The 24,638-nt window shown below is 51.8% G+C and carries 22 protein-coding genes, 2 pseudogenes and 1 other annotated feature; of the genes and pseudogenes, 6 read left to right on the forward strand and 18 right to left on the reverse strand.

Going from position 1 to position 24,638, the window contains the following annotated elements:
- Positions 1–10 precede the first annotated feature (10 nt).
- Positions 11–2,158, forward strand: a complete 2,148-nt coding sequence (locus tag HA51_RS13750) for a glycoside hydrolase family 99-like domain-containing protein (RefSeq protein WP_084935075.1) — start codon at positions 11–13, stop codon at positions 2,156–2,158.
- A gap of 252 nt (positions 2,159–2,410) precedes the next feature.
- A complete protein-coding gene (gene gndA / locus HA51_RS13755; RefSeq protein ID WP_084935078.1) occupies positions 2,411–3,823 on the forward strand; it encodes an NADP-dependent phosphogluconate dehydrogenase in 1,413 nt (470 codons plus the stop codon).
- Positions 3,824–3,858: 35 nt separating this feature from the next.
- Here the strand turns inward: gndA and HA51_RS13760 are convergent, their stop codons facing one another.
- From HA51_RS13760 to hisL, 12 genes and pseudogenes are all read right to left on the reverse strand, one after another.
- Positions 3,859–4,974 carry a succinylglutamate desuccinylase/aspartoacylase family protein gene (locus HA51_RS13760; protein WP_084935080.1) on the reverse strand — a complete coding sequence of 372 codons (1,116 nt, stop codon included), beginning with the start codon at positions 4,972–4,974 and terminating at the stop codon, positions 3,859–3,861.
- Positions 4,975–5,149: 175 nt separating this feature from the next.
- A complete protein-coding gene (locus HA51_RS13765) occupies positions 5,150–5,947 on the reverse strand; it encodes an ABC transporter substrate-binding protein (protein ID WP_084935082.1) in 798 nt (265 codons plus the stop codon).
- 66 nt (positions 5,948–6,013) lie between these two features.
- A complete protein-coding gene (locus HA51_RS13770; RefSeq protein ID WP_084935085.1) occupies positions 6,014–6,490 on the reverse strand; it encodes a YbaK/prolyl-tRNA synthetase associated domain-containing protein in 477 nt (158 codons plus the stop codon).
- A 208-nt stretch (positions 6,491–6,698) separates the two neighbouring features.
- Positions 6,699–7,310, reverse strand: coding sequence for a bifunctional phosphoribosyl-AMP cyclohydrolase/phosphoribosyl-ATP diphosphatase HisIE (hisIE, locus tag HA51_RS13775; RefSeq protein ID WP_039327843.1), 612 nt, complete (start codon positions 7,308–7,310; stop codon positions 6,699–6,701).
- On the reverse strand, positions 7,304–8,080 hold the full coding sequence (gene hisF, locus HA51_RS13780; RefSeq protein ID WP_084935087.1) for an imidazole glycerol phosphate synthase subunit HisF: 777 nt from the start codon (positions 8,078–8,080) through the stop codon (positions 7,304–7,306). The genes hisIE and hisF overlap by 7 nt, the downstream gene beginning before the upstream one ends.
- The gene (gene hisA / locus HA51_RS13785) at positions 8,062–8,799 is read right to left on the reverse strand and encodes a 1-(5-phosphoribosyl)-5-[(5-phosphoribosylamino)methylideneamino]imidazole-4-carboxamide isomerase (RefSeq protein WP_084935089.1); all 738 of its coding nucleotides are present in this window, start codon (positions 8,797–8,799) and stop codon (positions 8,062–8,064) included. Before hisA ends, hisF begins: the two co-directional genes overlap by 19 nt.
- The gene (gene hisH / locus HA51_RS13790; RefSeq protein WP_084935092.1) at positions 8,799–9,389 is read right to left on the reverse strand and encodes an imidazole glycerol phosphate synthase subunit HisH; all 591 of its coding nucleotides are present in this window, start codon (positions 9,387–9,389) and stop codon (positions 8,799–8,801) included. Before hisH ends, hisA begins: the two co-directional genes overlap by 1 nt.
- Positions 9,389–10,456, reverse strand: coding sequence for a bifunctional histidinol-phosphatase/imidazoleglycerol-phosphate dehydratase HisB (gene hisB / locus HA51_RS13795; protein ID WP_084935094.1), 1,068 nt, complete (start codon positions 10,454–10,456; stop codon positions 9,389–9,391). Before hisB ends, hisH begins: the two co-directional genes overlap by 1 nt.
- Positions 10,457–10,458: 2 nt before the next feature.
- A complete protein-coding gene (hisC, locus tag HA51_RS13800) occupies positions 10,459–11,523 on the reverse strand; it encodes a histidinol-phosphate transaminase (protein WP_084935097.1) in 1,065 nt (354 codons plus the stop codon).
- Positions 11,520–12,828: pseudogene (hisD, locus tag HA51_RS13805) on the reverse strand (histidinol dehydrogenase). The gene hisC and the pseudogene hisD overlap by 4 nt, the downstream one beginning before the upstream one ends.
- Positions 12,829–12,832: 4 nt before the next feature.
- Positions 12,833–13,732 (reverse strand): ATP phosphoribosyltransferase, encoded by a 900-nt coding sequence (gene hisG, locus HA51_RS13810; RefSeq protein ID WP_084935099.1) that lies wholly within the window; start codon positions 13,730–13,732, stop codon positions 12,833–12,835.
- Between the two features lie 54 nt (positions 13,733–13,786).
- Positions 13,787–13,907: a sequence feature (His leader region), on the reverse strand.
- Positions 13,883–13,930, reverse strand: coding sequence for a his operon leader peptide (hisL, locus tag HA51_RS26960; protein ID WP_100396937.1), 48 nt, complete (start codon positions 13,928–13,930; stop codon positions 13,883–13,885). (Overlaps the previous feature by 25 nt.)
- A 180-nt stretch (positions 13,931–14,110) precedes the next feature.
- Here hisL and HA51_RS13815 point away from each other — a divergent pair, with 180 nt between their 5' ends.
- A complete protein-coding gene (locus HA51_RS13815; RefSeq protein ID WP_084935101.1) occupies positions 14,111–14,938 on the forward strand; it encodes an SDR family oxidoreductase in 828 nt (275 codons plus the stop codon).
- A 75-nt stretch (positions 14,939–15,013) separates the two neighbouring features.
- On the opposite strand, the gene HA51_RS13820 is transcribed toward HA51_RS13815, so the two are convergent.
- The 5 genes from HA51_RS13820 to puuD all read right to left on the reverse strand — a co-directional run bounded on the left by HA51_RS13820 (position 15,014) and on the right by puuD (position 19,122).
- Entirely contained in the window at positions 15,014–15,943 is a 930-nt protein-coding gene (locus HA51_RS13820) for a glycosyltransferase family 2 protein (protein ID WP_084935103.1), read from the reverse strand.
- The gene (locus HA51_RS13825) at positions 15,943–16,299 is read right to left on the reverse strand and encodes a GtrA family protein (RefSeq protein ID WP_084935105.1); all 357 of its coding nucleotides are present in this window, start codon (positions 16,297–16,299) and stop codon (positions 15,943–15,945) included. Before HA51_RS13825 ends, HA51_RS13820 begins: the two co-directional genes overlap by 1 nt.
- Before the next feature lie 201 nt (positions 16,300–16,500).
- Positions 16,501–17,778 (reverse strand): NAD(P)/FAD-dependent oxidoreductase, encoded by a 1,278-nt coding sequence (locus HA51_RS13830; protein WP_084935108.1) that lies wholly within the window; start codon positions 17,776–17,778, stop codon positions 16,501–16,503.
- Between the two features lie 25 nt (positions 17,779–17,803).
- The gene (puuR, locus tag HA51_RS13835; RefSeq protein WP_084935110.1) at positions 17,804–18,361 is read right to left on the reverse strand and encodes an HTH-type transcriptional regulator PuuR; all 558 of its coding nucleotides are present in this window, start codon (positions 18,359–18,361) and stop codon (positions 17,804–17,806) included.
- Positions 18,358–19,122 (reverse strand): gamma-glutamyl-gamma-aminobutyrate hydrolase, encoded by a 765-nt coding sequence (gene puuD, locus HA51_RS13840; protein ID WP_084935112.1) that lies wholly within the window; start codon positions 19,120–19,122, stop codon positions 18,358–18,360. Before puuD ends, puuR begins: the two co-directional genes overlap by 4 nt.
- A gap of 213 nt (positions 19,123–19,335) precedes the next feature.
- Between puuD and HA51_RS13845 the strand changes: the two genes are divergently transcribed.
- Both HA51_RS13845 and HA51_RS13850 read left to right on the forward strand, forming a co-directional pair.
- Positions 19,336–20,751 carry a glutamine synthetase family protein gene (locus HA51_RS13845; RefSeq protein WP_084935115.1) on the forward strand — a complete coding sequence of 472 codons (1,416 nt, stop codon included), beginning with the start codon at positions 19,336–19,338 and terminating at the stop codon, positions 20,749–20,751.
- Positions 20,752–21,108: 357 nt separating this feature from the next.
- Positions 21,109–22,467 (forward strand): APC family permease, encoded by a 1,359-nt coding sequence (locus HA51_RS13850; protein ID WP_084935116.1) that lies wholly within the window; start codon positions 21,109–21,111, stop codon positions 22,465–22,467.
- A 239-nt stretch (positions 22,468–22,706) separates the two neighbouring features.
- Here the strand turns inward: HA51_RS13850 and ygbI are convergent.
- Positions 22,707–23,469 (reverse strand): annotated as a pseudogene (gene ygbI / locus HA51_RS13855) (DNA-binding transcriptional repressor YgbI).
- Between the two features lie 259 nt (positions 23,470–23,728).
- Between ygbI and ltnD the strand changes: the two are divergent.
- A complete protein-coding gene (ltnD, locus tag HA51_RS13860; protein ID WP_084935119.1) occupies positions 23,729–24,637 on the forward strand; it encodes an L-threonate dehydrogenase in 909 nt (302 codons plus the stop codon).
- Position 24,638 lies beyond the last annotated feature (1 nt).

Genomic DNA, 24,638 nt, shown 5'->3' on the forward strand with positions numbered 1-24,638 from the left:
GGCAATACAGTTGAAAATTTTTAGATTTGCCAAAAGAATGCTGACGCAGGGTGAGCATGATCTTATTAAGTATCGTATTAAGTTAATTACTAAGATTATTAGAGAAGATGGTGTAAAAGCAGCATATGGAAGAGTAAAGTCTGCTTATGGTAATACCTCTTCTGTAAATACACTGCGTTACTCTACACCTCTAAATGCAAGTCAAGTCGCTTCGTTATCTTCACGTGACACATTGCTAGAGGCGTGGTTAAAAAATGACTTTAAGAAAGCCGCAATAAAAGTAAATGAGCAAAGTCATTATGTCCCTAAGGCTTTAGATAGCCTGGAAGGTGCTGAACTACCTGTAAAAGTTATCGCATATTACCTACCTCAATTTCATCCCTTCAAAGAAAATAATGAATGGTGGGGCGAAGGTTTTACGGAATGGACAAATGTCAGTAAAGCAAGGCCTCAATATCTTGAACATCAACAACCACGGTTGCCAGGTGAATTGGGGTTCTACGATTTACGTTTGCCAGAAATCATGCGTCAGCAAATTAGCCTTGCTAAACAATATGGAGTAAATGGATTCTGTTTCCATCATTATTGGTTTGGTGGTAAGCGACTGATGGAAACTCCTGTCCAGAATCTCTTAGAAGATAAAACTCTGGATATTGAATTCTGTTTGTGCTGGGCGAATGAAAACTGGACTCGCAGATGGGATGGTCTGGAAAATGATGTTCTAATCGCACAGAACCATTCACCAGAAGATGACATTGCATTTTTAGATGATATTCTTCCTGCGCTTAAAGATGAAAGATATATTAAAATCGATGGCAAACCTGTACTAATTTTATATCGTGCAGGAACGCTGCCTGATGCAAAAGAAACTGGGAAGCGCTGGCGTGAACATGCTCTAAAAAATGGCTTGCCTGGACTTTATTTAGTGGTTGTCAATGCATTTGAAGTTACCAGTCCAGAGCCTTATGGTTTTGATGCTATCGTCGAATTTCCTCCGCATCAGGTTGGGGCGCAAGATATTACCGATAGTATCACCATGCTCAACAAAGATTTCAAAGGACGCATATACGATTATGAAGAGTTAGCTCTGCGAGCAGGAAGCATCACCAACGAAAAATTCCCCTATTTTAAAGCAGTTATGCCTTCATGGGATAATGAAGCCCGTAAACCAGGACAGGGGTTCTCCTTCTATAACGCTAAGCCAGAGCTTTATGCCAAGTGGTTAGATAGCGCAATTAAAACCACTATGAAACGCCGGCCAGAGGAGCGTCTCGTCTTTGTCAATGCATGGAATGAGTGGGCTGAAGGGGCGCATTTAGAGCCAGACCGCCATAATGGATATGCATATCTACATGCAACTGCCAATATTTTGAGAAATTCATTATCTAAATATCAGTGTGATAATGAATTGATTGAGGCAATTAATCAACAGTTCAAACCAAGTTCCGACTCTGCTGTCATTCTTCATGCTTATTATGAAGATTTGGCATGTGATTTGGTTGAGAAGTACATTTCGCAACATTCGAATGTTCTTGATCTTATTATCACTATCCGTAGTGATGTTAAGCAGTCAACGTTAGATCGTATTAAGGCTGCATTCAATAATGTATTCTTCATTCTTGTTGATAATCGTGGTAGAGATATCAGGCCCTTTATTAAAGCACTGAAGATTGCGGATGGATTTGGCTATAAATACATTTGCAAAGTTCATACTAAAAAGTCTCCTCACCGTGTTGATGGCCAAAAATGGCGTGAGAGTTTGTTTGGTGATCTACTTAGCTCTAAAGAACGAGTTATCGATATTATAGATGCTTTCAAAAGGGAATCAGATCTTGGTGTCATTGCACCAGCTCTTTCAATAACCGACCTCTCGATACCGGAAATAAATTTAGGTAATCGTTATTGGCTCGATAAGCTCTTTGAACGCTTGCAAAAACCGGAATTGTCAAAAGACTATAAAACCTCATTCCCGGCAGGATCAATGTTTTGGTTCAGAAAAGATGCTTTAGAGCCCTTGGCAAGTAACTTGATCGACGAAGATGAATTTGAGTTGGAAGCGGGTCAACTTGATGGCACGCTGGCTCACAGTATTGAGCGAGTGATAGGAGCAGTTGCAACTCAACAGCATTTCCGACTGATTGAAACCACTTCCCTGTAATAATAACGCATCACTCTGTACAAAGAGTGATGCGTTTTACTGTTTACTATCATTTTTTATTGGTAGCGCAGTTGTGATTCGGATGTGGTTGTGCTTTAACCCTTTGTTTAATGTGCTATTTTTTTTCATCTATTTTCATCCTTCGATCGCACCAATCATTACCTCTTATCATCTCTCTTGAGTTAACATATCGGTCACTTATTGCATGGTGTTACCAGTAACACCATGCGAGACCACTGACAGGAGTATGTAATGTCCAAGCAACAGATCGGCGTTGTAGGTATGGCAGTTATGGGTCGCAACCTGGCTCTTAACATTGAAAGCCGCGGTTACACTGTTTCTATCTTCAACCGTTCGCGCGAGAAGACTGATGAAGTCATCGCTGAGAACCAGGGCAAGCAACTCGCCCCATACTACTCAGTGGAAGAGTTCGTAGAATCTCTGGAAAAGCCTCGTCGTATTCTATTGATGGTGCAGGCGGGTGAAGCTACGGATAAGACCATTGCTTCTCTGACACCACATCTCGACAAAGGTGACATCCTGATCGATGGCGGTAACACCTTCTATAAAGACACGATTCGTCGTAACAAAGAACTGTCTGATCAGGGCTTCAACTTTATCGGTACCGGTGTTTCCGGTGGCGAAGAGGGCGCACTGAAAGGCCCATCTATCATGCCTGGCGGCCAGAAAGAAGCTTACGAGCTGGTAGCCCCAATCTTGCACAAAATTGCTGCAGTAGCTGATGAAGATGGTGAGCCGTGTGTAGCTTACGTGGGTCCGGATGGTGCGGGTCACTACGTGAAAATGGTTCACAACGGTATCGAGTATGGCGATATGCAGCTGATCGCAGAAGCTTACTCACTGCTGAAAGGTGCGTTGAACCTGAACAACGAAGAGCTGGCTGCGACTTTCACTGAGTGGAATAACGGCGAGCTGAGCAGCTACCTGATCGACATCACCAAAGACATCTTCACTAAAAAAGATGAAGACGGTAAATACCTGGTTGATGTGATTCTGGATGAAGCGGCAAACAAAGGTACCGGTAAATGGACCAGCCAGAGCTCACTGGATCTCGGCGAGCCACTGTCTCTGATCACTGAATCTGTGTTCGCACGTTACCTCTCTTCTCTGAAAACCCAGCGTGTTGCAGCTTCTAAAGTGCTGACCGGTCCAAAACCGAAAACCGTTGAAGGTGATAAGGCTGAGTTCTCTGAGAAAGTACGTCGCGCCCTGTATCTGGGTAAACTGGTTTCTTATGCTCAGGGCTTCTCTCAGCTGCGCGCTGCGTCTGAAGAGAACAACTGGGATCTGAACTACGGCGAAATCGCGAAGATCTTCCGTGCTGGTTGCATCATCCGTGCTCAGTTCCTGCAGAAAATCACCGATGCTTACGCAGAAAACGTGGACATCGCTAACCTGCTGCTGGCACCGTACTTCAAAAATATCGCTGATGAATACCAGCAGGCACTGCGTGATGTAGTGGCTTACGCGGTACAGAACGGTATTCCTACTCCAACCTTCTCGGCAGCCATCGCCTATTACGACAGCTATCGTTCAGAAGTTCTGCCAGCTAACCTGATTCAGGCTCAGCGTGACTACTTCGGTGCGCATACTTACAAGCGCATTGATAAAGACGGTGTATTCCACACCGAGTGGCTGGACTAATAGCAATGAGGCTTCCTTCGGGAAGCCTCAACTTTTTACACCACCAACAACTCACCCTCTCTTCCCGCATTTTCCCCCGCAAGCCTAACCACCAGCATCCCCGCCGTAGCAAACTTCATCAGGTTCCTCGCATACAGCACCCCACCAAACTCTGCCACCAACGGCGTCACATGATCGTTTATCGGGTCCACAATCTCCGCTACCACTTCGCCCGGTTTGATCCACTCGCCCAGCTCACGGCGATTCAACAGCAGCCCAGAGTGCGGTGCATGAATGTACTCACAACCTGCCAGCGGTGTCGCAGGATTAATCAGGGCAGGGGACTCACCCAGTTCACCAGCAATATAGCCACCTTCAATCAACGCATTGATAATCGCATCCGCATCCTTCTCCGCCTGTTCAGGAGAAACATCTGCAACCCCACGTAACTCCAGTGTCACCGGCAGCAATCCACGGGGCATCGGGTACTCACTACCAAACCGCTCAGCTAGCGTCAGCCAAGGCTCGCAGCAGGCCTCATCAAACGGCTCGCCACCAGAGATTTGCGCCAGCAGCTGAACTTCACTGCCCAGCCAGCGTGCAAGCGGTTCAATCTCCTGCCAAGCGTGAGGGGTTGTGTAGAGGTGCGGCAGTGCATCCCAGTCACAGTGCAGGTCAATCATTAAGTCTGCCTGGCTGGCCATGCGCATCAGCGTGAAACGCTGTGCTTCCAGTTCGGTTTTGGCAATACGGTCGCGGTAATGACGGTCTATAGCATCACGGATCAGTCGCTTGTTTTCGTATTCGCTTTGCGTCAGTGAACCGGCCAGTTCGGTAGCCAGTGTTTCTCCCAGTGCGGGAAAACGACGATTAAAATCTTGGCCGGATAAGGTATGAAAACGGCCCAAATGGCTGCCGTGCCAGTGCTGTCCCATGGCGAGAGGATTGGCGACTGGCACTAGCGTGATTTTTGATTTGAGTTGTCCAGCCGATTCCAGCGCCAGCAGCTTATGTTTCAAATACCACGCCACGGCCATACCTGGTAGTTCATCGCCGTGCAGTGCCGCCTGAATGTAGACTCGCTGCTGTGAATCGGTACCGAAATGGAAGCTGACGATTTCGCGCTGTGTACCGAGGGAAGCACTTAACAGAGGATGATGTTGTTGTTGCATAATGCTGTCGATGTCCTGTATCCACGGCACGATAAGCGTCGTACCTGATTAATTTATTGAATGGAATTATAGTTCTGCTGAGAAAATGAGCGGGGAAAGACGTCACAAATTATAGTAACAGGCTTGTAGAACCCATGCATTGGGCGGCCTCAAGGCCGCCTCTACTTGAATGACTTTACTGCTGGATCGAGATATCCGTTGCGAAGTACTTCTTCTGGATCTTATCGAAGGTGCCGTTCTTTTTGATTTCCGCAAAAGCGTTATCCAGCGCTATTTTCAGCTCGGTATCACCTTTACGCAGACCAATCGCCGTACCAGGACCGATAATTGGATCTTCAACAATCGGGCCAGCCAGCTCGAAATCTTTGCCTTGTGGATGCTTCAGGAAGCCGTTTGCTGCCTGCGCCGCATCGGTGAACACTACATCCAGGCGACCAGAAATTAAATCACTCTCAACTTGAGCTTGGTCGCCGTATGGCACCACATTCACGCCGTGTGGCTGCCATTTTGCCAGCGCATAGCGTTCCTGCACGGTTCCCTGCTCTACGCCAACCGTTTTGCCTTTCAAGGATTCAGCCGTTGGCAGCAAGCCAGAGCCTTTGCGTGCAATCAGCTGGGTGTGCGTATCGTACAACGGCACAGTGAAGTCAATCTGCTTCAGGCGCTCTTCGGTGATACCCATATCTGAAAGAATCGCGTCGAACTTACGCGCCTTCAACGCAGGGATCATGCCGTCAAACTGGCTCTCAACCCAGACGCATTTAGTTTGCATCTGCTCGCACAGGGCATTACCCAAGTCGATATCAAAACCAACCAGCTTGCCTTGTGGTGTTTTGGATTCGAAAGGAGGATAGGTGGGATCAACAGCGAAGCGTACCTGATCAATCTTTGCCTGTGCGCCAAATGCGCAACCTGCCAGTACAGCTAGCGCCAGCGTCTGACGCAGGCGGGCAGTAAAACGAGAACTTGCCATAATATCGGTCTTCTTTTTTCGTGATGTGGAATAACGCAGAGTACCGATCACTGTTCGCTATGGCAATTAACAGATTATTTTCACAACGTTACCACTATGCAGTGCACGATAATCTTCCACCTTCAGCACCACGGATTTCTCAAGCAGGCCCGCGTTAAAGGCAATCTCTTCGTAACGTTCAAACAGCAAAGGGTCCACCACCAACTTCAGATCGGGGTGAAAACTGAAGGGCGGAATCGCACCAAACACACAGCCGGTTAACGCGTCCACTTCTGCTGGAGAAGCCAAAGAAGCGCGACGTCCACCCACAGCTTCAGCCACTTTGCTCAGGTCTGCTTGTTGGTCAGCGGGCAATATCGCCAGCACGTGCTGTTTGATACCTTTACCTTTCACATGGCACACCAACGCCTTAGCACCTTGTCCCACTTCCGTACCACGGTTCGCGGCTACGGCTTCACACTTACCCGTTGCTTCATGCTCCATCAGACGATAGCGGGCGTGGTGCTGGTCGAGTAGGGCGATCAGTTTTTCATGGGTAGTCACAGGGGAACCGTCCTTATTAAGCACAACAAATTGCGCCGCTACGTGCCGGGTGCAGAGTGTGATAAATGCGCGGGTGAGTAGCGACGCGATTCATCGCGTGATTTGAGAAGCATACTGCTCAAATTTAGCTTTTGGAGACAATGTTGAGAAGCATACTGCTCAAAATCAGCCTTTGGAGCCAATTCTGAGCAGCTTATTGCACAATCCGTTATTTATGACGCGCACGCAGATTGTTAATGATGGTGCTCAAATCCAGGTCTTGATCCTGCAGCAATACCATCAGGTGGTACAGCAAGTCAGACGCTTCATTGGTCAGCTCATGGCGGTCATTGACCGTGGCAGCCAATGCGGTTTCCACGCCTTCTTCACCCACTTTCTGCGCGATACGCTTGGTGCCGCTGGCATACAGTTTCGCGGTGTATGAACTCTCAGGATCGGCGCTCTTACGCGAAGCCAATAACTGCTCCAACTGATACAGGAACGCCCAATCTGGCGCAGCCGGTGAGAAGCAGCTTGATGTTCCAAGGTGGCAAGTCGGCCCAATCGGGTTCGCCAATACCAGCAGTGTGTCGTTATCACAATCTGGCGTGATGCTCGCGACCTGCAAGAAGTGTCCAGAGGTTTCACCTTTGGTCCACAGGCGGTTTTTGGTGCGGGAGAAGAAGGTGACGTTGCCTTCCGCCAGCGTCTTTTGCAGCGCTTCCTCATTCATATAACCGTGCATCAACACTTCGCCAGAGACGTTGTGCTGGACGATAACAGGCATCATGCCCGCGGTTTTGGCCCAATCCAGTTTGGCCAGTTGTTCTGCAGTTAACACGCGCGAATCTCCACACCGTTGTCGATCAGGAAGTTTTTCAACTCGCCGATATTGATAATTTGTTTGTGAAACACTGAAGCGGCCAATGCGCCATCCACGTTAGCCTGCTCGAAGGCCTCAAGGAAGTGCGGCATGGTGCCTGCGCCGCCCGAAGCGATCAGGGGCACTTTACAGACATCGCGCACCTTCTTCAGCTGCACCAGATCGTAGCCGTTACGCACGCCATCCTGGTTCATCATGTTCAGTACGATTTCGCCCGCGCCCAACTTCTGCACTTCCTGCACCCAATCGAGGGTTTCCCAGGTGGTGACACGCGTACGTGATTCATCGCCGGTGTACTGATTAACGTGATACTTGCCGGTTGCTTCATCGAACCAGGTATCAATACCCACCACGATGCACTGCACGCCAAAGCGATCGGCCAGGCGGGTAATCAGAGTTGGGTCAGCCAGCGCAGGGGAATTGATGGAGATTTTGTCAGCACCATACTGCAGAATGCGCGCTGCATCTTCCGGGGTTTTGATGCCACCGGCGACACAGAAGGGAATGTCGATCACTTCCGCTACGCGAGATACCCAGCTTTTATCCACTACGCGGCCATCTGAAGAGGCGGTGATATCGTAAAACACCAGCTCGTCAGCCCCTTCCTGCGCATAGCGCTGTGCTAAAGGTACGATATCGCCAATGATCTCGTGATTACGGAATTGAACGCCTTTCACCACTTGCCCGTCACGTACGTCGAGACAAGGAATTATCCGTTTTGCCAGCATGCAATCGCCTCCGCTACGGTGAATTTATCTTCCAATAAGGCACGACCGACAATCACGCCCTGTGCGCCACTGCCACGTAGGGCAGCGATGTCATCCAGCGAGCCGATGCCGCCAGAAGACTGGAAAGCGATATCCGGGAAGGCGGTGGAGACTTCTTTATACAGCTCAACGTTGGAGCCGCTCAGGGTGCCATCACGTGAGATATCAGTGCACAACACGTGCTTCAAGCCAACCGGTTGATACCAGCCGATCACCTCTTCCAGTGTCACACCTGCCGCTTCCTGCCAGCCGCTGATTGCCACTTCTTTGCGATTGTTGGCGTCAATACGGACATCCAGAGCCAGCACAATGGCTTCAGCACCAAACTCTTTGAACCAGCTTTTCACTTCTTCCGGTTGCTTCACTGCTGTGGAGCCGACCACCACACGGGTCGCGCCAGCAGCCAGTAATGCTGCTACGTCATCCCGGTTACGGATGCCGCCACCGACTTGTACCGGCACATTCACGCCGCGCAGCAGGGTGGTCAGCAAAGGGATCTGGCGCTTGGCCGGATCTTTAGCACCGGTTAGATCCACCAGATGCAGCACTTCAGCACCTTGACGTTCGTAATCCTGCAGACGCGGCAGCGGATCGCTACCGTAGTCGCGCTGTTGGCCGTAGTCGCCCTGATGCAGGCGCACCACTTTGCCTTCGATTAAATCTAATGCGGGGATAATCATCACATCTCCAGGAAGTTTTTCAGCAACTGCGCGCCTGCTTTGCCAGAACGCTCCGGGTGGAACTGCACGCCGAAGAAGTTATCTTTCTGCAACGCAGCGGTGAACGGGTGGCCGTAATCGCACTGGGCGATGGTATTGGCGTTCACCGGCATGGCGTAGCTGTGCACAAAATAGAAATAGCTGCCGTCTGGGATATTGCGGAACAGGTGGTTGCCTGCCTGCGCTGTGATCTGGTTCCAGCCCATATGCGGCAAGGGCAAACCTTGGGTATCCATTAGGGAAACCGGCTCATCGAGAATGCCGAGCGTGCTAACGCCACCGTTCTCATCGCTGCCGCGTCCCAGCAGCTGCATGCCAAGACAAATGCCCAGCACCGGTTGGGTACAGGCTTTGATCAAATCGATTAAGTCGCGCTCCTGCAGCTGGTTCATGGCGGCCTGCGCGGTGCCCACGCCCGGCAGCAACAGCTTATCGGCGCGCAGCACCACATCCGGATCGCGGCTCACTTCTGGCGTATAGCCGAGGCGCTCAATCGCCCACTTCACCGAGGAAAGGTTGGCGCACCCGGTATCGAGAATCACCACATTCATCACAGCACTCCTTTCGAGCTCGGCAGGGTGTTGCCTTCCACGCGAATCGCCTGGCGCAAGGTGCGGCCAAAGGCTTTGAACAGGCTTTCCACACGGTGATGGTCGTTCTTGCCTTTGGTTTTCAGGTGCAGGGTGCTCATCATGGCGTAGGAGAGAGAGCTGAAGAAGTGCTCAACCATCTCGGTGCTTAGATCGCCAACGCGCTGATAGCTAAACTCGGCTTTGAATTCGATGTGCGGACGGCCAGAGATATCCAGCGCGCAGCGCGCCAGGCACTCATCCATCGGCAGCACGAAGCCGAAACGACCGATGCCACGTTTGTCACCCAGCGCTTTCAGCAGGGCTTCACCCAGCGCCAGACCGGTATCTTCCACGGTGTGATGATCGTCGATATACAGATCGCCTTTCACATCGATATTCATGCGGAAACCGCCGTGTACCGCAATCTGATCCAGCATGTGGTCAAAGAAGCCGACGCCAGTGTTGATCTTGCTGCCGCCTTCGCGGTCCAGCCACACTTCCACTTTGATCTGTGTCTCTTTGGTATCGCGTTGTACCAGCGCATGGCGATCGCGTTTGGTCAGTTGCGTTTGAATCGCATCCCAATCGATCCCTTCCTTGCCATAGCGTAGACCCTGAATGCCCATATTCTCGGCCAGCTGAATATCGGTGAGGCGGTCGCCGATCACATAGCTGTTCGCCGTGTCCAGTGCGCCTTGTGCCAGCCAGGCTGCTACCATTTTGGTTTTCGGCTTGCGGCAATCGCAATGGTCATCGGGCATGTGTGGGCAGATCAGGATGTCACTGAAGTTGATGCCCTGCGAGGTCAGGATCTGCATCATCAGGTTGTGTGGGCCATCAAAATCAGCCTGTGGGAAGCTGTCTGTGCCCAAGCCATCCTGATTGGTGATCATCACCAGCTGATAACCGGCATTTTGTAGGGCCAGCAGCGCAGGAATGGCATTCTTTTCAAACGCCAGCTTTTCCATGCGATCCACCTGAAAATCGGTTGGTGGTTCAGAGATGATGGTACCGTCGCGGTCGATAAAAAGGGTCTTCTGGCTCATGCTTACTCCACTGATAAGGCTTGCAGCGCGGCGATCAGGCGCTCGCACTCTTTACGGGTGCCAATAGAGATGCGTAGGCATCCCGCAAGGCCGGGGTTTTTATTTTGGTCGCGCAGAATAATGCCTTGATCCCACAGCGTTTTAAACACTTTTGGCGAATCCGTGAAGCGCGCCAGAATGTAGTTGGTTTCGCTCGGAAATACTTGCTGCACCACGCTCAGCTGTGGCAGCTGTTCAAACAGCCAGGCGCGGTTGGCATTGAGCTCTGCAACGTGCTGACGCATCAGGGCAATGCCTTGTTCGCTCAGCGCTTGGCCCGCCACATCGGCAACCGGGGTGGCCAGTGGATAAGGGGCGATCACTTTCATCAGTAGATCAATCACGGGCTTGTTGGCCAGCGTGAAACCGCAACGTAAGCCTGCAAGAGCAAAAGCTTTTGACAGGGTGCGCAGGATCACCAAGTGCGGGTAATCTTTCAACCAGCCAGCCAATGTCGCTTCCGGGCAGAACTCGATATAGGCTTCATCGGCGACCAGCAGCGCTTTGCCGGCGGTCATCTCCAGCAGCTTGCGGATATCATCTGGGTTGATCAGGTTGCCGGTCGGGTTGTTCGGGCTGCACATGTACACCACTTTCACGCCGTCCAGCTGCTCGGCAATGGCGGGCAAATTTAGCTGCCAGTCATCCAACGCTGCCACCGTGCGATACTCGATACCGATGGTTTCCGCGCTGACGCTGTACATACCGTAAGTCGGCGGGCAAAACAGGATCGCGTCTTTGCCCGGTTCACAAAAGGCGCGCATTAACAGTTCGATACCTTCATCAGCGCCACGACTAACAATCACTTGCTCAGGCAATAAACCGGCATAAGCCGCATAGCGCTCAATTACAATCTTCGGCTGGCATTCTGGATAGCGGTTCAGCGTCTGCTGTGACAGCTCAAACGGCACCGGCAGCGGGAATTCGTTGGCATTCAGCCACACATCACCGTTACCACCCAGACGACGCGCCGATTGATACGGCGTCAGCGCACGCACATTGGCGCGGGCTAAATCTTCAATGCTCATGCTTGCTCCTTCAGCGCGGCAACGCGCAGGGTGACGGCGTTTTTTGTGGGCTTCCAACTGCTCAGCGGCGGCTAAGGTTTCAATGGTGGCGGCCAGATTGAGGAAGCCTTGCGGCGTCAGCTCTTGCACCGTCATTCGCTTCTGAAAATCGGCCAGACCGAGGCTGGAACAGGTTGAAGTGTAACCGTACGTCGGCAGCACGTGGTTGGTGCCGGAGGCGTAATCGCCCGCAGATTCCGGTGACCAGTCGCCAAGGAACACCGAACCGGCGCTGGTGATCGCATCCACCAGATCACGCGGCTGGCGCGTCTGGATGATCAGGTGCTCTGGACCGTAGAAGTTAGAGATTTCCACACATTGCGCCAGATCGCGCAGCACAATCAGGCGACTGCTCTCCAATGCCTGACGCGCCGTAGCCGCACGTGGCAACTGCGCCAGCTGCTCTTCGACTGCCAGCGCCACGCCTTCTGCCAGTTTCAGCGAAGGAGTTAATAGAATCACCTGTGAATCCGGGCCGTGCTCCGCTTGCGACAACAGATCTGAAGCTACAAAGGCTGGCGTCGCGCCTTCATCGGCAATCACCAGCACTTCAGACGGGCCGGCCGGCATGTCGATGGCTGCACCATCCAGACGTTGGCTGACCTGACGTTTCGCTTCGGTGACGTAGGCATTGCCAGGGCCAAAGATTTTGTCCACTTTTGGCACGGTTTCAGTACCGAAGGCCAGCGAAGCAATCGCTTGCGCACCGCCTACCTGAAACACTTCTTTCACGCCGCACAGCTGCGCCGCATACAGAATCTCATCGGCAATCGGCGGTGGCGAACACAGCACCACACGTCCACAACCGGCAATACGTGCTGGCGTGGCCAACATTAATACGGTTGAGAACAGTGGGGCAGAGCCGCCAGGGATATATAAACCTACTGATTGCACCGGACGGGTGATCTGCTGGCAGCGCACGCCAGGTTGAGTCTCGATATCTACTGCGGGCAAAATCTGGGCGTTGTGGAAGGTCTCGATATTCCCCACGGCCACTGCCATCGCCTGCTTCAGCGTATCGCTCAAACGATCGCTTGCTGCTTGCATCTCTTCCGGCGTGACGCGCAGGTTTTCCACCTGCGCTTTGTCGAAGCGCGCGCTGAATTCACGCAGCGCGTCATCGCCATTTTCTTTCACTTTCACCAGCACATCGCGCACGATTTCACTGATGCTCGCCGAAGCCGAAATCGCTGGGCGCATCAGCAGCGCTTGCTGCTGTTGTTCATCACACTGTTGCCAGTCAATCGGGGTCATGATTGTGCTCATGCTGCTACTCCAACATTTTTTCGATTGGCAGTACGAGGATCGAGCTGGCGCCCAGTGCTTTGAGTTTTTCCATGGTTTCCCAGAACAGGGTTTCGCTGCTCACCATGTGCATTGCCACGCGGCTGACATCACCCGCCAGCGGCAGTACGGTTGGGCGCTCAGCACCTGGCAGGAGGGCAATCACTTCTTCCAGACGTTCGCTTGGTGCGTGCAGCATGATGTACTTAGATTCACGCGCTTTAATCACGCCCTGAATACGCATCATCATTTTATCGACCAGCTCTTGCTTGGCCGCCGGCAGTTCGCCGTCACGCTGAATCAGTACCGCTTTAGAGCGATAAATCACTTCAACTTCGCGCAGGCCGTTAGCTTCCAAAGTGGCACCCGTCGATACCAGGTCACAAATTGCATCGGCCAGACCCGCACGTGGCGCGACTTCAACAGAACCGTTTAACAGACAGGATTTGAACGCAACACCTTGTTTATCGAGATATTTCTTCAGCAGGTGTGGATAAGAGGTGGCGATACGTGAGTTCTGCAGGCATTGCGGCCCGGTATACTCTTCATCAACCGGCATCGCCAGTGACAGGCGGCAACCGCCGAAATCGAGGCGACGCAGCGTGAAGTAGCGCGGGTCTTCGCCTTGTGCGCGACGGTCCAGCATCTCTTCTTCCAGCACGTTCTCACCGACAATGCCGAGATCCACCACGCCGTCCATCACCAGGCCAGGAATATCGTCATCACGCACTCGCAGGATATCGATAGGCATGTTTTCCGCAAACGCAATCAAACGCTGTTGCTGAAGGTTAATTTTAATACCGCAACGTGCCAGCAATTCGCGTGATTCATCGCTTAAACGGCCAGATTTCTGCATAGCTATGCGTAAACGGGTGTTATCTAACATGGTTCCTGTCCTCTTATTCAATCCTGTCTGAACTCAGTTGGGTTGCGTTCGCCCATAAAAAAACCCCGGAAGATGATCTTCCGGGGGCTCTCTTTGCGTTCGCACCACTGGAAGATCCTAATCGTCTCCCAGCACACATCGCCTGAAAGACTAGTCAGGATGATGGTGATGATGGTGGTTGAACTGAACGCGTGTCATAGTAAATTCCGTTGCTGAATGAGTATTCATTTGCGTGCTGATTAACCTAACGAAGATGACGGCGCTTGGCAACCCTTTTTTAACGTCAGTTCTCGGAACCTTCCGCAACAGTTTGCACTGGTTTGCCATACACGCTGGGACTAAGATGGAATGTCTTAGCGCCGTAAAGCAGGAGTTATCATGAAAAAAGTCGCGATTGTAGGTCTTGGATGGCTGGGTATGCCGCTGGCGATGGCGTTAACGGCACGTGGCTGGCAGGTAACCGGCAGCAAAACCTCCCCTGATGGAGTAGATGCCGCACGTCGCTGCGGGATTGAGGCTTTTCCCTTAGTGCTAACCCCCGAAATTGAGTGTGAAGCCGATGAGCTTGCCATGCTTATGTCCGTTGACGCGCTGGTGGTGACGTTGCCTGCCAGCCGCACGGTTCAGGGCGGTGAAGATTACATGCAAGCGGTGCAGAACGTGGTGGATACCGCATTGGCGCACAAGGTGCCGCGTATCATCTTTACCAGTTCATCATCAGTGTATGGCACCGGTTCAGGTGTAATGAAAGAGAGCAGTGCGCTACAGCCGGAGAGCGTGGCCGGTAAGACGCTGGTGGAGCTGGAGAACTGGTTGCATGACTTGCCCGGTACCAGCGTGGATATCGTGCGTCTGGCGGGATTAGTCGGGCCGAATCGTCATCCGGGGCGTTTCCTCGCGGGTAAAACAGGGTTGGAAAATGGCGGGCACGCCGTCAATCTGGTGCATCTCGATGATGTCGTCGAGGCCATTGTGTTGCTGCTGCAATCCCCTAAAGGTGGGCGAGTCTATAATTTGTGCGCGTCGAAACATCCGTCTCGCGATGATTTTTATCCGTTTGTTTCAAAGCAACTGGGGCTGGTGGCACCGACGTTTGTTGCTGAGCCGGAGAGGTCTGCCGGGAAAGTGGTCGATGGCTCGAAGATCTGTAGTGAGCTGGGATTTGAGTACAGCTACGATGACCCGATGAAGATGCCGCTGGAGTAGGTTTATTGTCCGGGATTTAATGTTACCTTACAGGTTTTATGTATTATCCTGTAAGGTAAATTTAAAGTCACAATATTATTCATTCTCTTTGTTTTTCTTTGAAACTATATATCTTGGTCGGTTTTTGCTTTCAATATATATCCTCCCTATATATTCTCCCAAGACACCAATCCCTATTAACTGCACTCCACCTAAAAATAGCATTGACACCATTATGGAGGGATAACCTTTAACAGGGTTACCCCAAAATATGGTGTCAATTAACATCCATGCACCATAGGCGAATGACACTGCGGCAACAATCAACCCTATGTATGTCCATATTCTAAGAGGGAATGTGGAAAATGATGTTATTCCTTCCAGTGCTAAATTCCAAAGCTTCCATCCGTTAAACTTTGTTGTACCTGCCACACGATCAGCGCGTGCATATTCGACTAAAGCTGTTTTACCGCCTACCCAACTCAGCACACCTTTCATAAACAAATTACGCTCTTGTAGTAGTTTGATATTTTCTACCACCTCACGCGACATTAAACGGAAATCACCGACATTCTCTTCAATCTTAGGTGAGCTGATCTTGTTATGTAGTTTGTAGAACCACTCAGCTGTTTTGCGTTTCAGATGAGAATCTGTAATGCGGTCAACGCGTTTCGCCAGTACGATGTCCGCACCTTGTTGCCATTTTTCGAGCATCTCAGGGATGACTTCAATAGGGTCTTGCAAATCAACATCAATAGGGATGACGGCATCACCGGTTGCCGCTTCAAGCCCCGCGAATAGCGCCGGTTCTTTACCGAAGTTTCGTGTAAATGAAATATGTTTGACCAATTTATCATCGGCCTCAATTTTATTCAGAGTGGCTTCAGTCCCATCAGTGCTGCCGTCGTTGATAAACACCAACTCCACCTGATAAGTTTGGAAAGACGTAAACTCACGCACGGCTTGATAAAAGAGGGGAATAGCCTCCTCTTCATTCAGCACTGGGACAATCAAAGAAAATTTCATTAACTCTTCCTAAACACGAAAAACTTCGAATAGGCGAAGCCGCAAACAAGACTGAGTGCAGAGAAGAAAATCAGTGTCACTATCGGGCTGATATGCAGTCGGTCTGCTGTCCATCCGACTGAAAGCGCCATCGCGCCCATAAAAAAGATATAGAGGAAATATCGGGCAGTCGTCGCTTCGGCATTGAAGGTCCATTTGGCGTTCGCGAAAAAAGAGAACGTCACAGCAACGCAAAAGGCCGCAAGGTTAGACGTGGATTGGTTCGCGCCACTCGCGAAGAGTGCACCAAATACGGCCCAATGGATGAGTGTGTTAATCACCCCAACCGATGTATACCTTGCAAACAACCGCAGCATTGCATAATCCTAAAAATTAAAGTGCCTGATCCTTGCATTCCCATAACGTTATAGCAAGTTTTGGTAAAGGAACGTTGGTGAAACGTAAAGCGGACAGGTTATGTCAGTGAGGGATTTTGAGTTGGGCATGGGTGATGAAGATTGCCGATGTTTTTTCAAAATTCACACCCTTGTTTAAAAGGGAGTTGTGCTCCCTTTTTATCAAACCCCCAACCGATCCCTTAACGCATACCACACTGCGCCCATCGCCGTCAGCGGCACTTTAAACCTTCTACCACCCGGAAACGGCAAGTGCGGCAATTTCGCAAAGGCATCAAAGCGCTCTGCCTGCCCGCGCAACACTTCAGCGATCAACTTCCCGGACAGGTGCGTGCAAGTCACACCGTGTCCGCTATCTCCCTGCATAAAGAAGGCATTTTTCTCAATCTGACCAAATTGCGGCATACGAGACAGCGTGAGCAGGAAGTTGCCGCTCCAGCGATGGCTTATCTTCACATCCTTTAACTGAGGGAAAGTGCGCAACAGCTTGGGGCGGATGAGCGTTTCAATATCACCCGGTTCACGTGCGCCATAGACCACTCCGCCGCCGTACAGCAGGCGGTTATCTGCGGTCAGGCGGAAGTAATCCAGCAGGTAATTACAATCTTCAACGCAGTGATTGTTCGGAAGCAGCCCCAACGCCTGGTCACGACTCAAGGGTTCTGTGGTGATAATTTGTGAACCGCACGGCATGCTTTTGCGGCTGAGGCGCGGCTCCAGTTGTGAAGGTAGATAGGCATTACCGGCAAAGATGATAAAGGTTGCACTGACTTCACCTTTGGCGGTTTTCACGCGATGCGGCGCGCCATATTTCACTTCCAGCGCGGCGGATTGCTCATAGATGCGTCCGCCATGACGACGAATCGCTTCCGCTTCACCCAATGCCAGATTCAGCGGGTGCAAATGTCCGCCGCGCTTATCCAGCAAACCGCCAACATAGCGATCCGTCGCCACTTCACGGCGAATAGCGCGCTCATCCAGCAGTTCCAAATCATGATTACCGTAACGTGCCCAACTGGATTTCTGGCTGCGTAAATGGCCCATCTGGCGCTGATTCAGTGCCGCAAAAATCCCACCGGGACGATAATCACAGGCAATGGCGTAACGATCGATACGATCGCGAATAATCTCCGCACCTTCGAACATCATGCTGCCGAGCATTTTGGCCACGTCTTTGCCGTAACGTTGCTCAATCACATCCACATCGCGGCTGTAAGAATTGACTACTTGGCCGCCGTTGCGTCCGCTGGCACCAAAGCCGACCTTTGCCGCTTCCAGCACCACCACGTCATAGCCGGCTTCTGTCAAAAACAATGCGGAGGAGAGTCCGGTGAATCCCCCGCCGATAATACAAACGTCGCATTGAATGGATTCCTGCAGTTCCGGCCAGGGTTCATGCGCATTCGCTGATGCCGCGTAATAACTTCCCACATGTTGCATTAGACCCTCCTTTCATCGCGTGACTTCAGAAATTCGCCGGCGTATGCGCACTGATAATGCGACACGGCTGATCGGACGTATTGGTAAAACTGTGGGGCAAACCGGTATCAATCACATAGCTTTCGCCGCAATAAAGGTGATAGCTCTGACCGTTCACTACCAAGGTGATTTCGCCCTCCAGCACGGTGCCCGTCTCCTCGCCGGGATGGCGCAACTTCTCACCGGTGCTGGCGCCGGGCTCATAGCGCTCAAGCAACATAGCTAAGGCGCGTTTTTCTGCGCCATTATCGACCAACTGCAGCGAGACGCCGAGACTGCCAATCTCGACACACTCCTCCGGCCGCACTATCACTCGTGGGGACCGGTTCACTTTCGGTTCTGAGAAGAATTCGGATAGCGACAAGCCATACACTTTCAGCAGTTTCTGCAGGGTACTGAGCGCCGGGCTGACTTTGTCCTGCTCTATGGTGCTGATGGCGCTGTGCGTTAATCCCGACAACTCAGCGACACGACGCTGAGACAATCCCATCTCTTGCCGGATCTGCGATAAACGTCGTCCGGGCGCCAGAGTGGCATCATTCATGACTGTTTTTCCTTGTGATAACAGACAGCAGCGTGGATAAAGGCCGCGAACAGGCGTTGCGAGGCCGGATCTTGGTCAGAGTGCCATTCTGGATGCCATTGCACTGCCAGGGCAAACGGGTGCTGGCGCAAACTCACCGCTTCAATCAACCCATCGGGCGCACGTGCCTCCACGCGCAACTGCGGGCCGGTTTCACGGATGCCTTGCCCATGGAGAGAGTTCACCGCAAAAGCCTGATCGCTGCCCAGCACCTGCCTCAATAATCCCTCGGCTTCAGGTTGTACTTCATGCGCAGGCGCATATTGCTGATCGAGCGGCAGTGCATCATCTTCACGATGCTCCTGAAACAGGTGCGTCATATGTAGTTGGCGATATAAGGCTCCGCCGTTGGCGACGACTAACTCCTGCAGTCCACGACAAATGCCAAAAATGGGCATCTTCTTGCCAATGGCGTGTGTGATCAAACCGAAGGCGAGGCGATCGCGCGCCGGATCGGCATGTTCTTCTTTACCCTCTTCGCCGTAATGCCAGGGTTCGATATTGCTGGGGCTGCCTGTCAGTAAAATGCCGTCCAGTAGCGTCATACTGTTTTCTAATAGATGAGGGGCATGCATCAGTTGATGCGGTAAAGGCAAGGGCACACCACCGGCAAGCACGATGGCATCAAGATATTTATTGTGAACCGTTTGTCCAAGATGGCTGCTGATGTGGTTTTGGCACATCACTACGCCAATCAAGGGTTTGTCAAAAATAATGCCCATAACGTCTCCGCGTTGCTGTTCAATATTTTCACCGTTTTTGCGTGTCCGGCCTGAAAAGTGTGCAATATATTGTCAATCTAGCAACCGCCTGTTCGTTCTTTCAACAGTTTTGTTACATTTGCACACTTTTTGCGTTAGGGCTATGTTAGAAGAGTGGCTGTTATTTTGAGCATTGCGCGAACCAATACTAAACGGTAAAGGGCGGGTGGGAACATGACGAACCTCGTAGAAGTAGAAGACTTCACGCGGCATAGTGAAGAGAAACGAACAAGCGCGTTCCAGCTGGAGGTCAAAACCTGGCTGGAACGCCATCCTGAAACGCAGTATGTCGATATTCTTCTGAATGATTTAAATGGGGTATTTCGCGGTAAGCGCATTCCCGTCTCTGCATTGGCAAAACTGGAAAAAGGCTGTTATTTCCCGGCATCGGTTTTCGCCATGGATATCCTCGGTAATACCGTCGAAGAAGCCGGACTCGGACAGTCACTGGGTGAACCCGACAACCTCTGCATTCCGGTTCCCGGCACCTTAATTCCCTCAGCTGCCGATCCTGAACGCATCGCGCAGTTGCTGCTCACCATGTGTAACCAAGATGGCACTCCCTTTGACGTTGAACCCCGCAATGTCCTTAATCGTTTGTGGCAGCAGCTGCGCAATCGAGGGCTATTCCCGGTGGTAGCGGTAGAGCTGGAGTTCTATCTGGTCGATAAAAAGCGCGATGCGGAAGGGTACATTCAGCCGCCGTGTGCGCCAGGTAGTGATGAGCGAAATATGCAAAGTCAGGTTTATTCGGTGGATAATCTCGACCACTTTGCTGACGTTCTGCGTGATATCGACGATCTTGCTCGACAGCAGGGCATCCCTGCCGACGGCGCACTGGCGGAAGCTTCGCCAGGCCAGTTTGAAATCAACCTGCATCATACCCGCGACGTGTTAAAAGCCTGCGACCACGGCATTTTATTGAAGCGGTTAGTGCGTCAGGTGGCTGAAAATCATGGCATGACCGCAACCTTCATGGCGAAACCCTATGAGGAGTATGCCGGTAGCGGTATGCATGTGCATATCAGCATGTTGGACGCCGCCGATCACAACGCTTTCTCGCTGGACGATGGCAGCGATTCCCCGCTGTTAAAACGCGCGCTGGCAGGAATGATCGACCTAATGCCCGCCTCAATGGCGCTGCTTGCGCCCAATGTAAATGCTTACCGTCGTTTTCTTCCCGAGGCCTACGTTCCGCTGCAAGCGTCATGGGGGCACAATAATCGCACCGTCGCCTTACGTATTCCCTGTGGCGATGTTGATAACCATCGCGTGGAGTATCGCGTGGCGGGTGCGGATGCAAATCCTTACCTTGTGGTGTCAACAATTCTTGCCGGTATTTTGCACGGTCTGGATAATCAGCTACCCTTACCGCACGCGGTGCAGGGCAATGGACACGAGGCCGAAGGGCTGCCTTTGCCGGTACGTCAGAGTGATGCGCTGTACGAATTTGAAAATAGCTATCCGCTGCAAAAATTGTTGGGTGAACACTTCAGCGGCGTATGGCATAGCTGCAAACAGAACGAGTTGATGCAGTTTGAGCGGCTGATCACCGCGACAGAAATCGACTGGATGCTGAAGAACGCCTGACACACAGAAGAATTGCTGCAACGTCTTGTGTCCAAGGAATAAGTTGGGCAAAATACGCCGCCTGCAAAATCAGAAACTAACCGACGTCAAAAACGTCGGTTATTTTTTTGCAGAAAGAAGTACACACACAAATTACCGAGGCCGGACACGCATCCGGATAGATAAATACTGACAACACGCGTTGTGCGTGAGATTTGAGGAAAACAAAGATGGGGCTGTTTACAATTGCACCAGCGCAAGCTGGTTCTCGCTTTCGGTACGATTACGGCGCGGCGACAATCGCAAACACTATTATCACTTCTCACTGCAGCCCTTTGTGCAGTATCCCGCAGATCACCTCTGTAGGGGGCCTGAACAATGTCGCTTAACACCTCTGCCGCACCTCAGCGTGCACACCTGAAAAAAACTCTGACCTTAATGCCCGTGGTCATGATGGGCCTGGCTTATATGCAGCCAATGACCCTGTTTGATACCTTCGGTATTGTGTCTGGGTTAACCGACGGCCACGTCGCCACTGCTTATGCTTTCGCGCTGATCGCGATACTGTTTACTGCCGTGAGCTACGGCAAGCTGGTACGCCGCTTCCCATCTGCGGGCTCCGCTTACACCTATGCTCAGAAGGCTATCAGTCCGCACGTCGGCTTTATGGTGGGCTGGTCATCACTGCTAGACTATTTGTTCATGCCGATGATCAACATCCTGCTGGCGAAAAGTTACTTTGAGACGCTGGTGCCGGGTATTCCGTCGTGGATTTTCGTGGTGTTGCTGGTGGCCTTTATGACCATCTCAAACCTGCGTGGTATCAAAACCGTTGCCAACTTCAACAGCGTGATTGTGGTGCTGCAAGTGGTGGTAATGGTGGTGATTACCGGCATGGTGATCTACGGTGTGGCAAGCGGTGTTGGCGCAGGTACGTTGACCAGTAGCAAGCCTTTCTGGTCTGAGAATGCCCATGTGGTGCCGATGATTACCGGCGCGACCATTCTTTGCTTCTCGTTCCTCGGCTTCGATGGCATCAGTTCGCTGTCAGAAGAGACTAAAGATGCAGAACGCACTATCCCGCGCGCCATTTTCCTGACTGCGCTGATCGGTGGTGTGATCTTTATCGGTGTCTCTTACTTCCTGCAGCTGTACTTCCCGGATATCTCGCGTTTCCAGAATCCGGACTCATCACAGCCTGAAATCATGCTGTTTGTGGCGGGTAAAGCGCTGCAGATCGGCATCCTGATTTTCTCAGTGGTGACGGTTCTGGCATCAGGTATGGCTGCTCACGCAGGCGTTTCACGTCTGATGTATGTGATGGGCCGCGATGGTGTATTCCCGCAGCGTTTCTTTGGCTTTGTCCACCCTAAATACCGCACGCCGTCCCTGAACGTGCTGTTGGTAGGTGGGGTAGCGCTGTTAGCGATTAACTTCGACCTGGTCACGGCCACTGCGCTGATTAACTTCGGTGCGCTGGTGGCGTTCACCTTTGTGAACCTGTCGGTGATTGCCCAGTTCTGGATCCGTGAAAAGCGTAACAAAACGCTGAAAGATCACCTCAATTATCTGGTGCTGCCAGTGATGGGTGCTTTGACAGTGGGTGCGCTGTGGATCAACCTGGAAGAGACTTCCATGGTGCTCGGCTTGGTGTGGGCGGCGATCGGTATTATTTATCTGGCGTTCGTGACACGCACTTTCCGTAATCCAGTGCCGCAGTTCAGCGAAGAAGTGTAATTTCGAGTGCGCTACAACGCGCACTCTCAAGAAATTTTGCACTGAAAATGTAGGGTCGCCATTCATGGCGTAATACTTGTCACTCAAGCGCGTTTCGGTCGCCATTAATGGCGACCCTACATTGTTCGGTGCGGTTTTCGTAGGGTACGCATTCATGCGTACCGGGTTAAATACGCACTGATTGGCTTAAGTGAGCGGCATTACGCCATTCCTGGCGGCCTTTTTTTAGCCGCACAATTTCAACCCGCCAGCACCAGCTCCCAGCTCCCCGCACTCAACGTCTCGCGTCCCGACTTGCTCAATTCGGTATCCGTAATCAAGGTATCAAATCGCTCCAGCGGCAGGGCTAAATGCGTGGCGATCTTGTTGTACTTTGAACTGTCGCTCAGTAGCACGCGCTTGCTGCTCACATCACTGGCCGCTAACTTCACCGGCACTTTATCTTCATCCGGCGTATACAAACCGCGTGGTCCCCAGCAGGAGGCTGAAATGAAGGCAATATCAATCGCCAGCATGCGCAAACTGCGCGCCGCGGCTTCGCCGACACTGGAGCGGTTCTCACGGCAGACGGTGCCGCCCGTGTGAATAAGTTTGCAGTCGCTGCTCTCCATCAACAACCGCGCGATCACAAAATCATTGGTCACAACCAGCAAGTCATCGCGTTCCAGCAGTTCACGAGCGAGTGCCAGCGTAGTGGTGCCAGCATCGAGGTAGATACAGCTGTTGCGTGGGATGTGCCGCGCCGCAAACTGACCAATTGCCATTTTTTCGCTGCTGTACATGCTGGTTTTCGCCAGATGTGATGGTTCAGCGGCCAGGCGATCGGCCGAACGCACGCCACCGGAGACGGAAAGTACGGCACCTTGCTCTTCCAGTTTTTGCACATCACGACGAATCGTCATGTGCGATACCCCCCAAACGCTCGGTAAGCTCGGCAATGCTCACCACGCCACGTTCAGCAACCAGCGCTAATATCTGTTGATGACGTTCTACCGGAATCACATGACTCTCCCTGAATTATCATTTTTTCACATTGTAGAGCATCGATTCACAGGCTGCAGCACAATTTATCCTAACGAAATGTAAGCAGATTTCCTGTGTTTGTGGGGGTTGCCCGCACGAATGCCGCTTGTGAATCGATGTGACATCCCGATTGGGTAAGTTAATTTTTGTGATTTACCGCACGTTTCTCAGCCAGTAACTGCGGAAGAATTAACACCAATGAACAAATTATCACTTAATTTAACAACGGAGGTGTGCTGTGTCAGCAACCGTGAATAACGTCGGCGTGATTGGTTTAGGTTCCATGGGCATGGGCGCAGCACAGTCCTGTATTCGCGCAGGTTTGAACACCTGGAGCGTTGATTTAAACCCACAGGCGTTGGAAACCCTGCGTCAAGCCGGTGCGCGCGATGCGCAAACTTCTGCGGCCAGTTTTGCTCAAGAGTTAGATGCCGTGCTGCTGCTGGTGGTGAATGCCGCGCAGGTTAAAGCGATTCTGTTTGGCGAAAGTGGTCTGGCTTCGCAGCTCAAGCCGGGTACCGTTGTGATGGTCTCTTCTACCATTTCTTCACAAGATGCGCAGGCGATTGAACAGCAGTTAGCGCAGCACCAGTTAGTGATGCTGGATGCACCGGTATCAGGCGGTGCAGCTAAAGCCGCCGTGGGTGAGATGACCGTTATGGCCTCAGGTAGCGATGAAGCTTTTGCGCGCTTACAGCCAGTGCTGGACGCCGTCGCTGCAAAAGTCTATCGCGTAGGCAGTGAAATTGGTTTGGGTTCAACGGTAAAAATCATCCATCAGCTGTTGGCGGGCGTTCATATTGCCGTGGGTGCAGAAGCGATGGCGCTGGCTGCTCGTGCCGGTATCCCACTCGACACTATGTATGACGTGGTGACCAATGCCGCCGGTAACTCGTGGATGTTTGAGAACCGCATGCGTCACGTGGTAGATGGCGACTATTCCCCGAAATCGGCGGTCGACATCTTCGTGAAAGATCTCAACCTGGTCGCAGATACCGCCAAATCGCTGCACTTCCCGCTGCCTCTGGCTTCCACTGCACTCAACATGTTTACCGAGGCCAGCAATGCCGGTCACGGTCGTGAAGACGACAGCGCAGTCATCAAGATTTTCAGCGGCATCACGCTGCCAGCATCAAAGGAGAAGTAAC

This window comes from Pantoea rwandensis (genome assembly GCF_002095475.1).
Taxonomy (GTDB): Bacteria; Pseudomonadota; Gammaproteobacteria; order Enterobacterales; family Enterobacteriaceae; genus Pantoea; species Pantoea rwandensis.

Bases quoted from the DNA above. Each gene is read 5' to 3' on its own strand.
- puuD (WP_084935112.1), bottom strand. From the start codon at position 19,122: ATGGGCATTATTTTTGACAAACCCTTGATTGGCGTAGTGATGTGCCAA.
- HA51_RS13815 (WP_084935101.1), top strand. From the start codon at position 14,111: ATGAAAAAAGTCGCGATTGTAGGTCTTGGATGGCTGGGTATGCCGCTG.
- hisA (WP_084935089.1), bottom strand. From the start codon at position 8,799: ATGATTATCCCCGCATTAGATTTAATCGAAGGCAAAGTGGTGCGCCTG.
- HA51_RS13825 (WP_084935105.1), bottom strand. From the start codon at position 16,299: ATGCTGCGGTTGTTTGCAAGGTATACATCGGTTGGGGTGATTAACACA.
- hisC (WP_084935097.1), bottom strand. From the start codon at position 11,523: ATGAGCATTGAAGATTTAGCCCGCGCCAATGTGCGTGCGCTGACGCCG.
- HA51_RS13760 (WP_084935080.1), bottom strand. From the start codon at position 4,974: ATGCAACAACAACATCATCCTCTGTTAAGTGCTTCCCTCGGTACACAG.
- gndA (WP_084935078.1), top strand. From the start codon at position 2,411: ATGTCCAAGCAACAGATCGGCGTTGTAGGTATGGCAGTTATGGGTCGC.
- hisG (WP_084935099.1), bottom strand. From the start codon at position 13,732: ATGTTAGATAACACCCGTTTACGCATAGCTATGCAGAAATCTGGCCGT.
- HA51_RS13845 (WP_084935115.1), top strand. From the start codon at position 19,336: ATGACGAACCTCGTAGAAGTAGAAGACTTCACGCGGCATAGTGAAGAG.
- HA51_RS13850 (WP_084935116.1), top strand. From the start codon at position 21,109: ATGTCGCTTAACACCTCTGCCGCACCTCAGCGTGCACACCTGAAAAAA.
- hisB (WP_084935094.1), bottom strand. From the start codon at position 10,456: ATGAGCCAGAAGACCCTTTTTATCGACCGCGACGGTACCATCATCTCT.
- hisH (WP_084935092.1), bottom strand. From the start codon at position 9,389: ATGAATGTGGTGATTCTCGATACCGGGTGCGCCAACCTTTCCTCGGTG.
- puuR (WP_084935110.1), bottom strand. From the start codon at position 18,361: ATGAATGATGCCACTCTGGCGCCCGGACGACGTTTATCGCAGATCCGG.
- HA51_RS13765 (WP_084935082.1), bottom strand. From the start codon at position 5,947: ATGGCAAGTTCTCGTTTTACTGCCCGCCTGCGTCAGACGCTGGCGCTA.
- HA51_RS13820 (WP_084935103.1), bottom strand. From the start codon at position 15,943: ATGAAATTTTCTTTGATTGTCCCAGTGCTGAATGAAGAGGAGGCTATT.
- HA51_RS13830 (WP_084935108.1), bottom strand. From the start codon at position 17,778: ATGCAACATGTGGGAAGTTATTACGCGGCATCAGCGAATGCGCATGAA.
- hisF (WP_084935087.1), bottom strand. From the start codon at position 8,080: ATGCTGGCAAAACGGATAATTCCTTGTCTCGACGTACGTGACGGGCAA.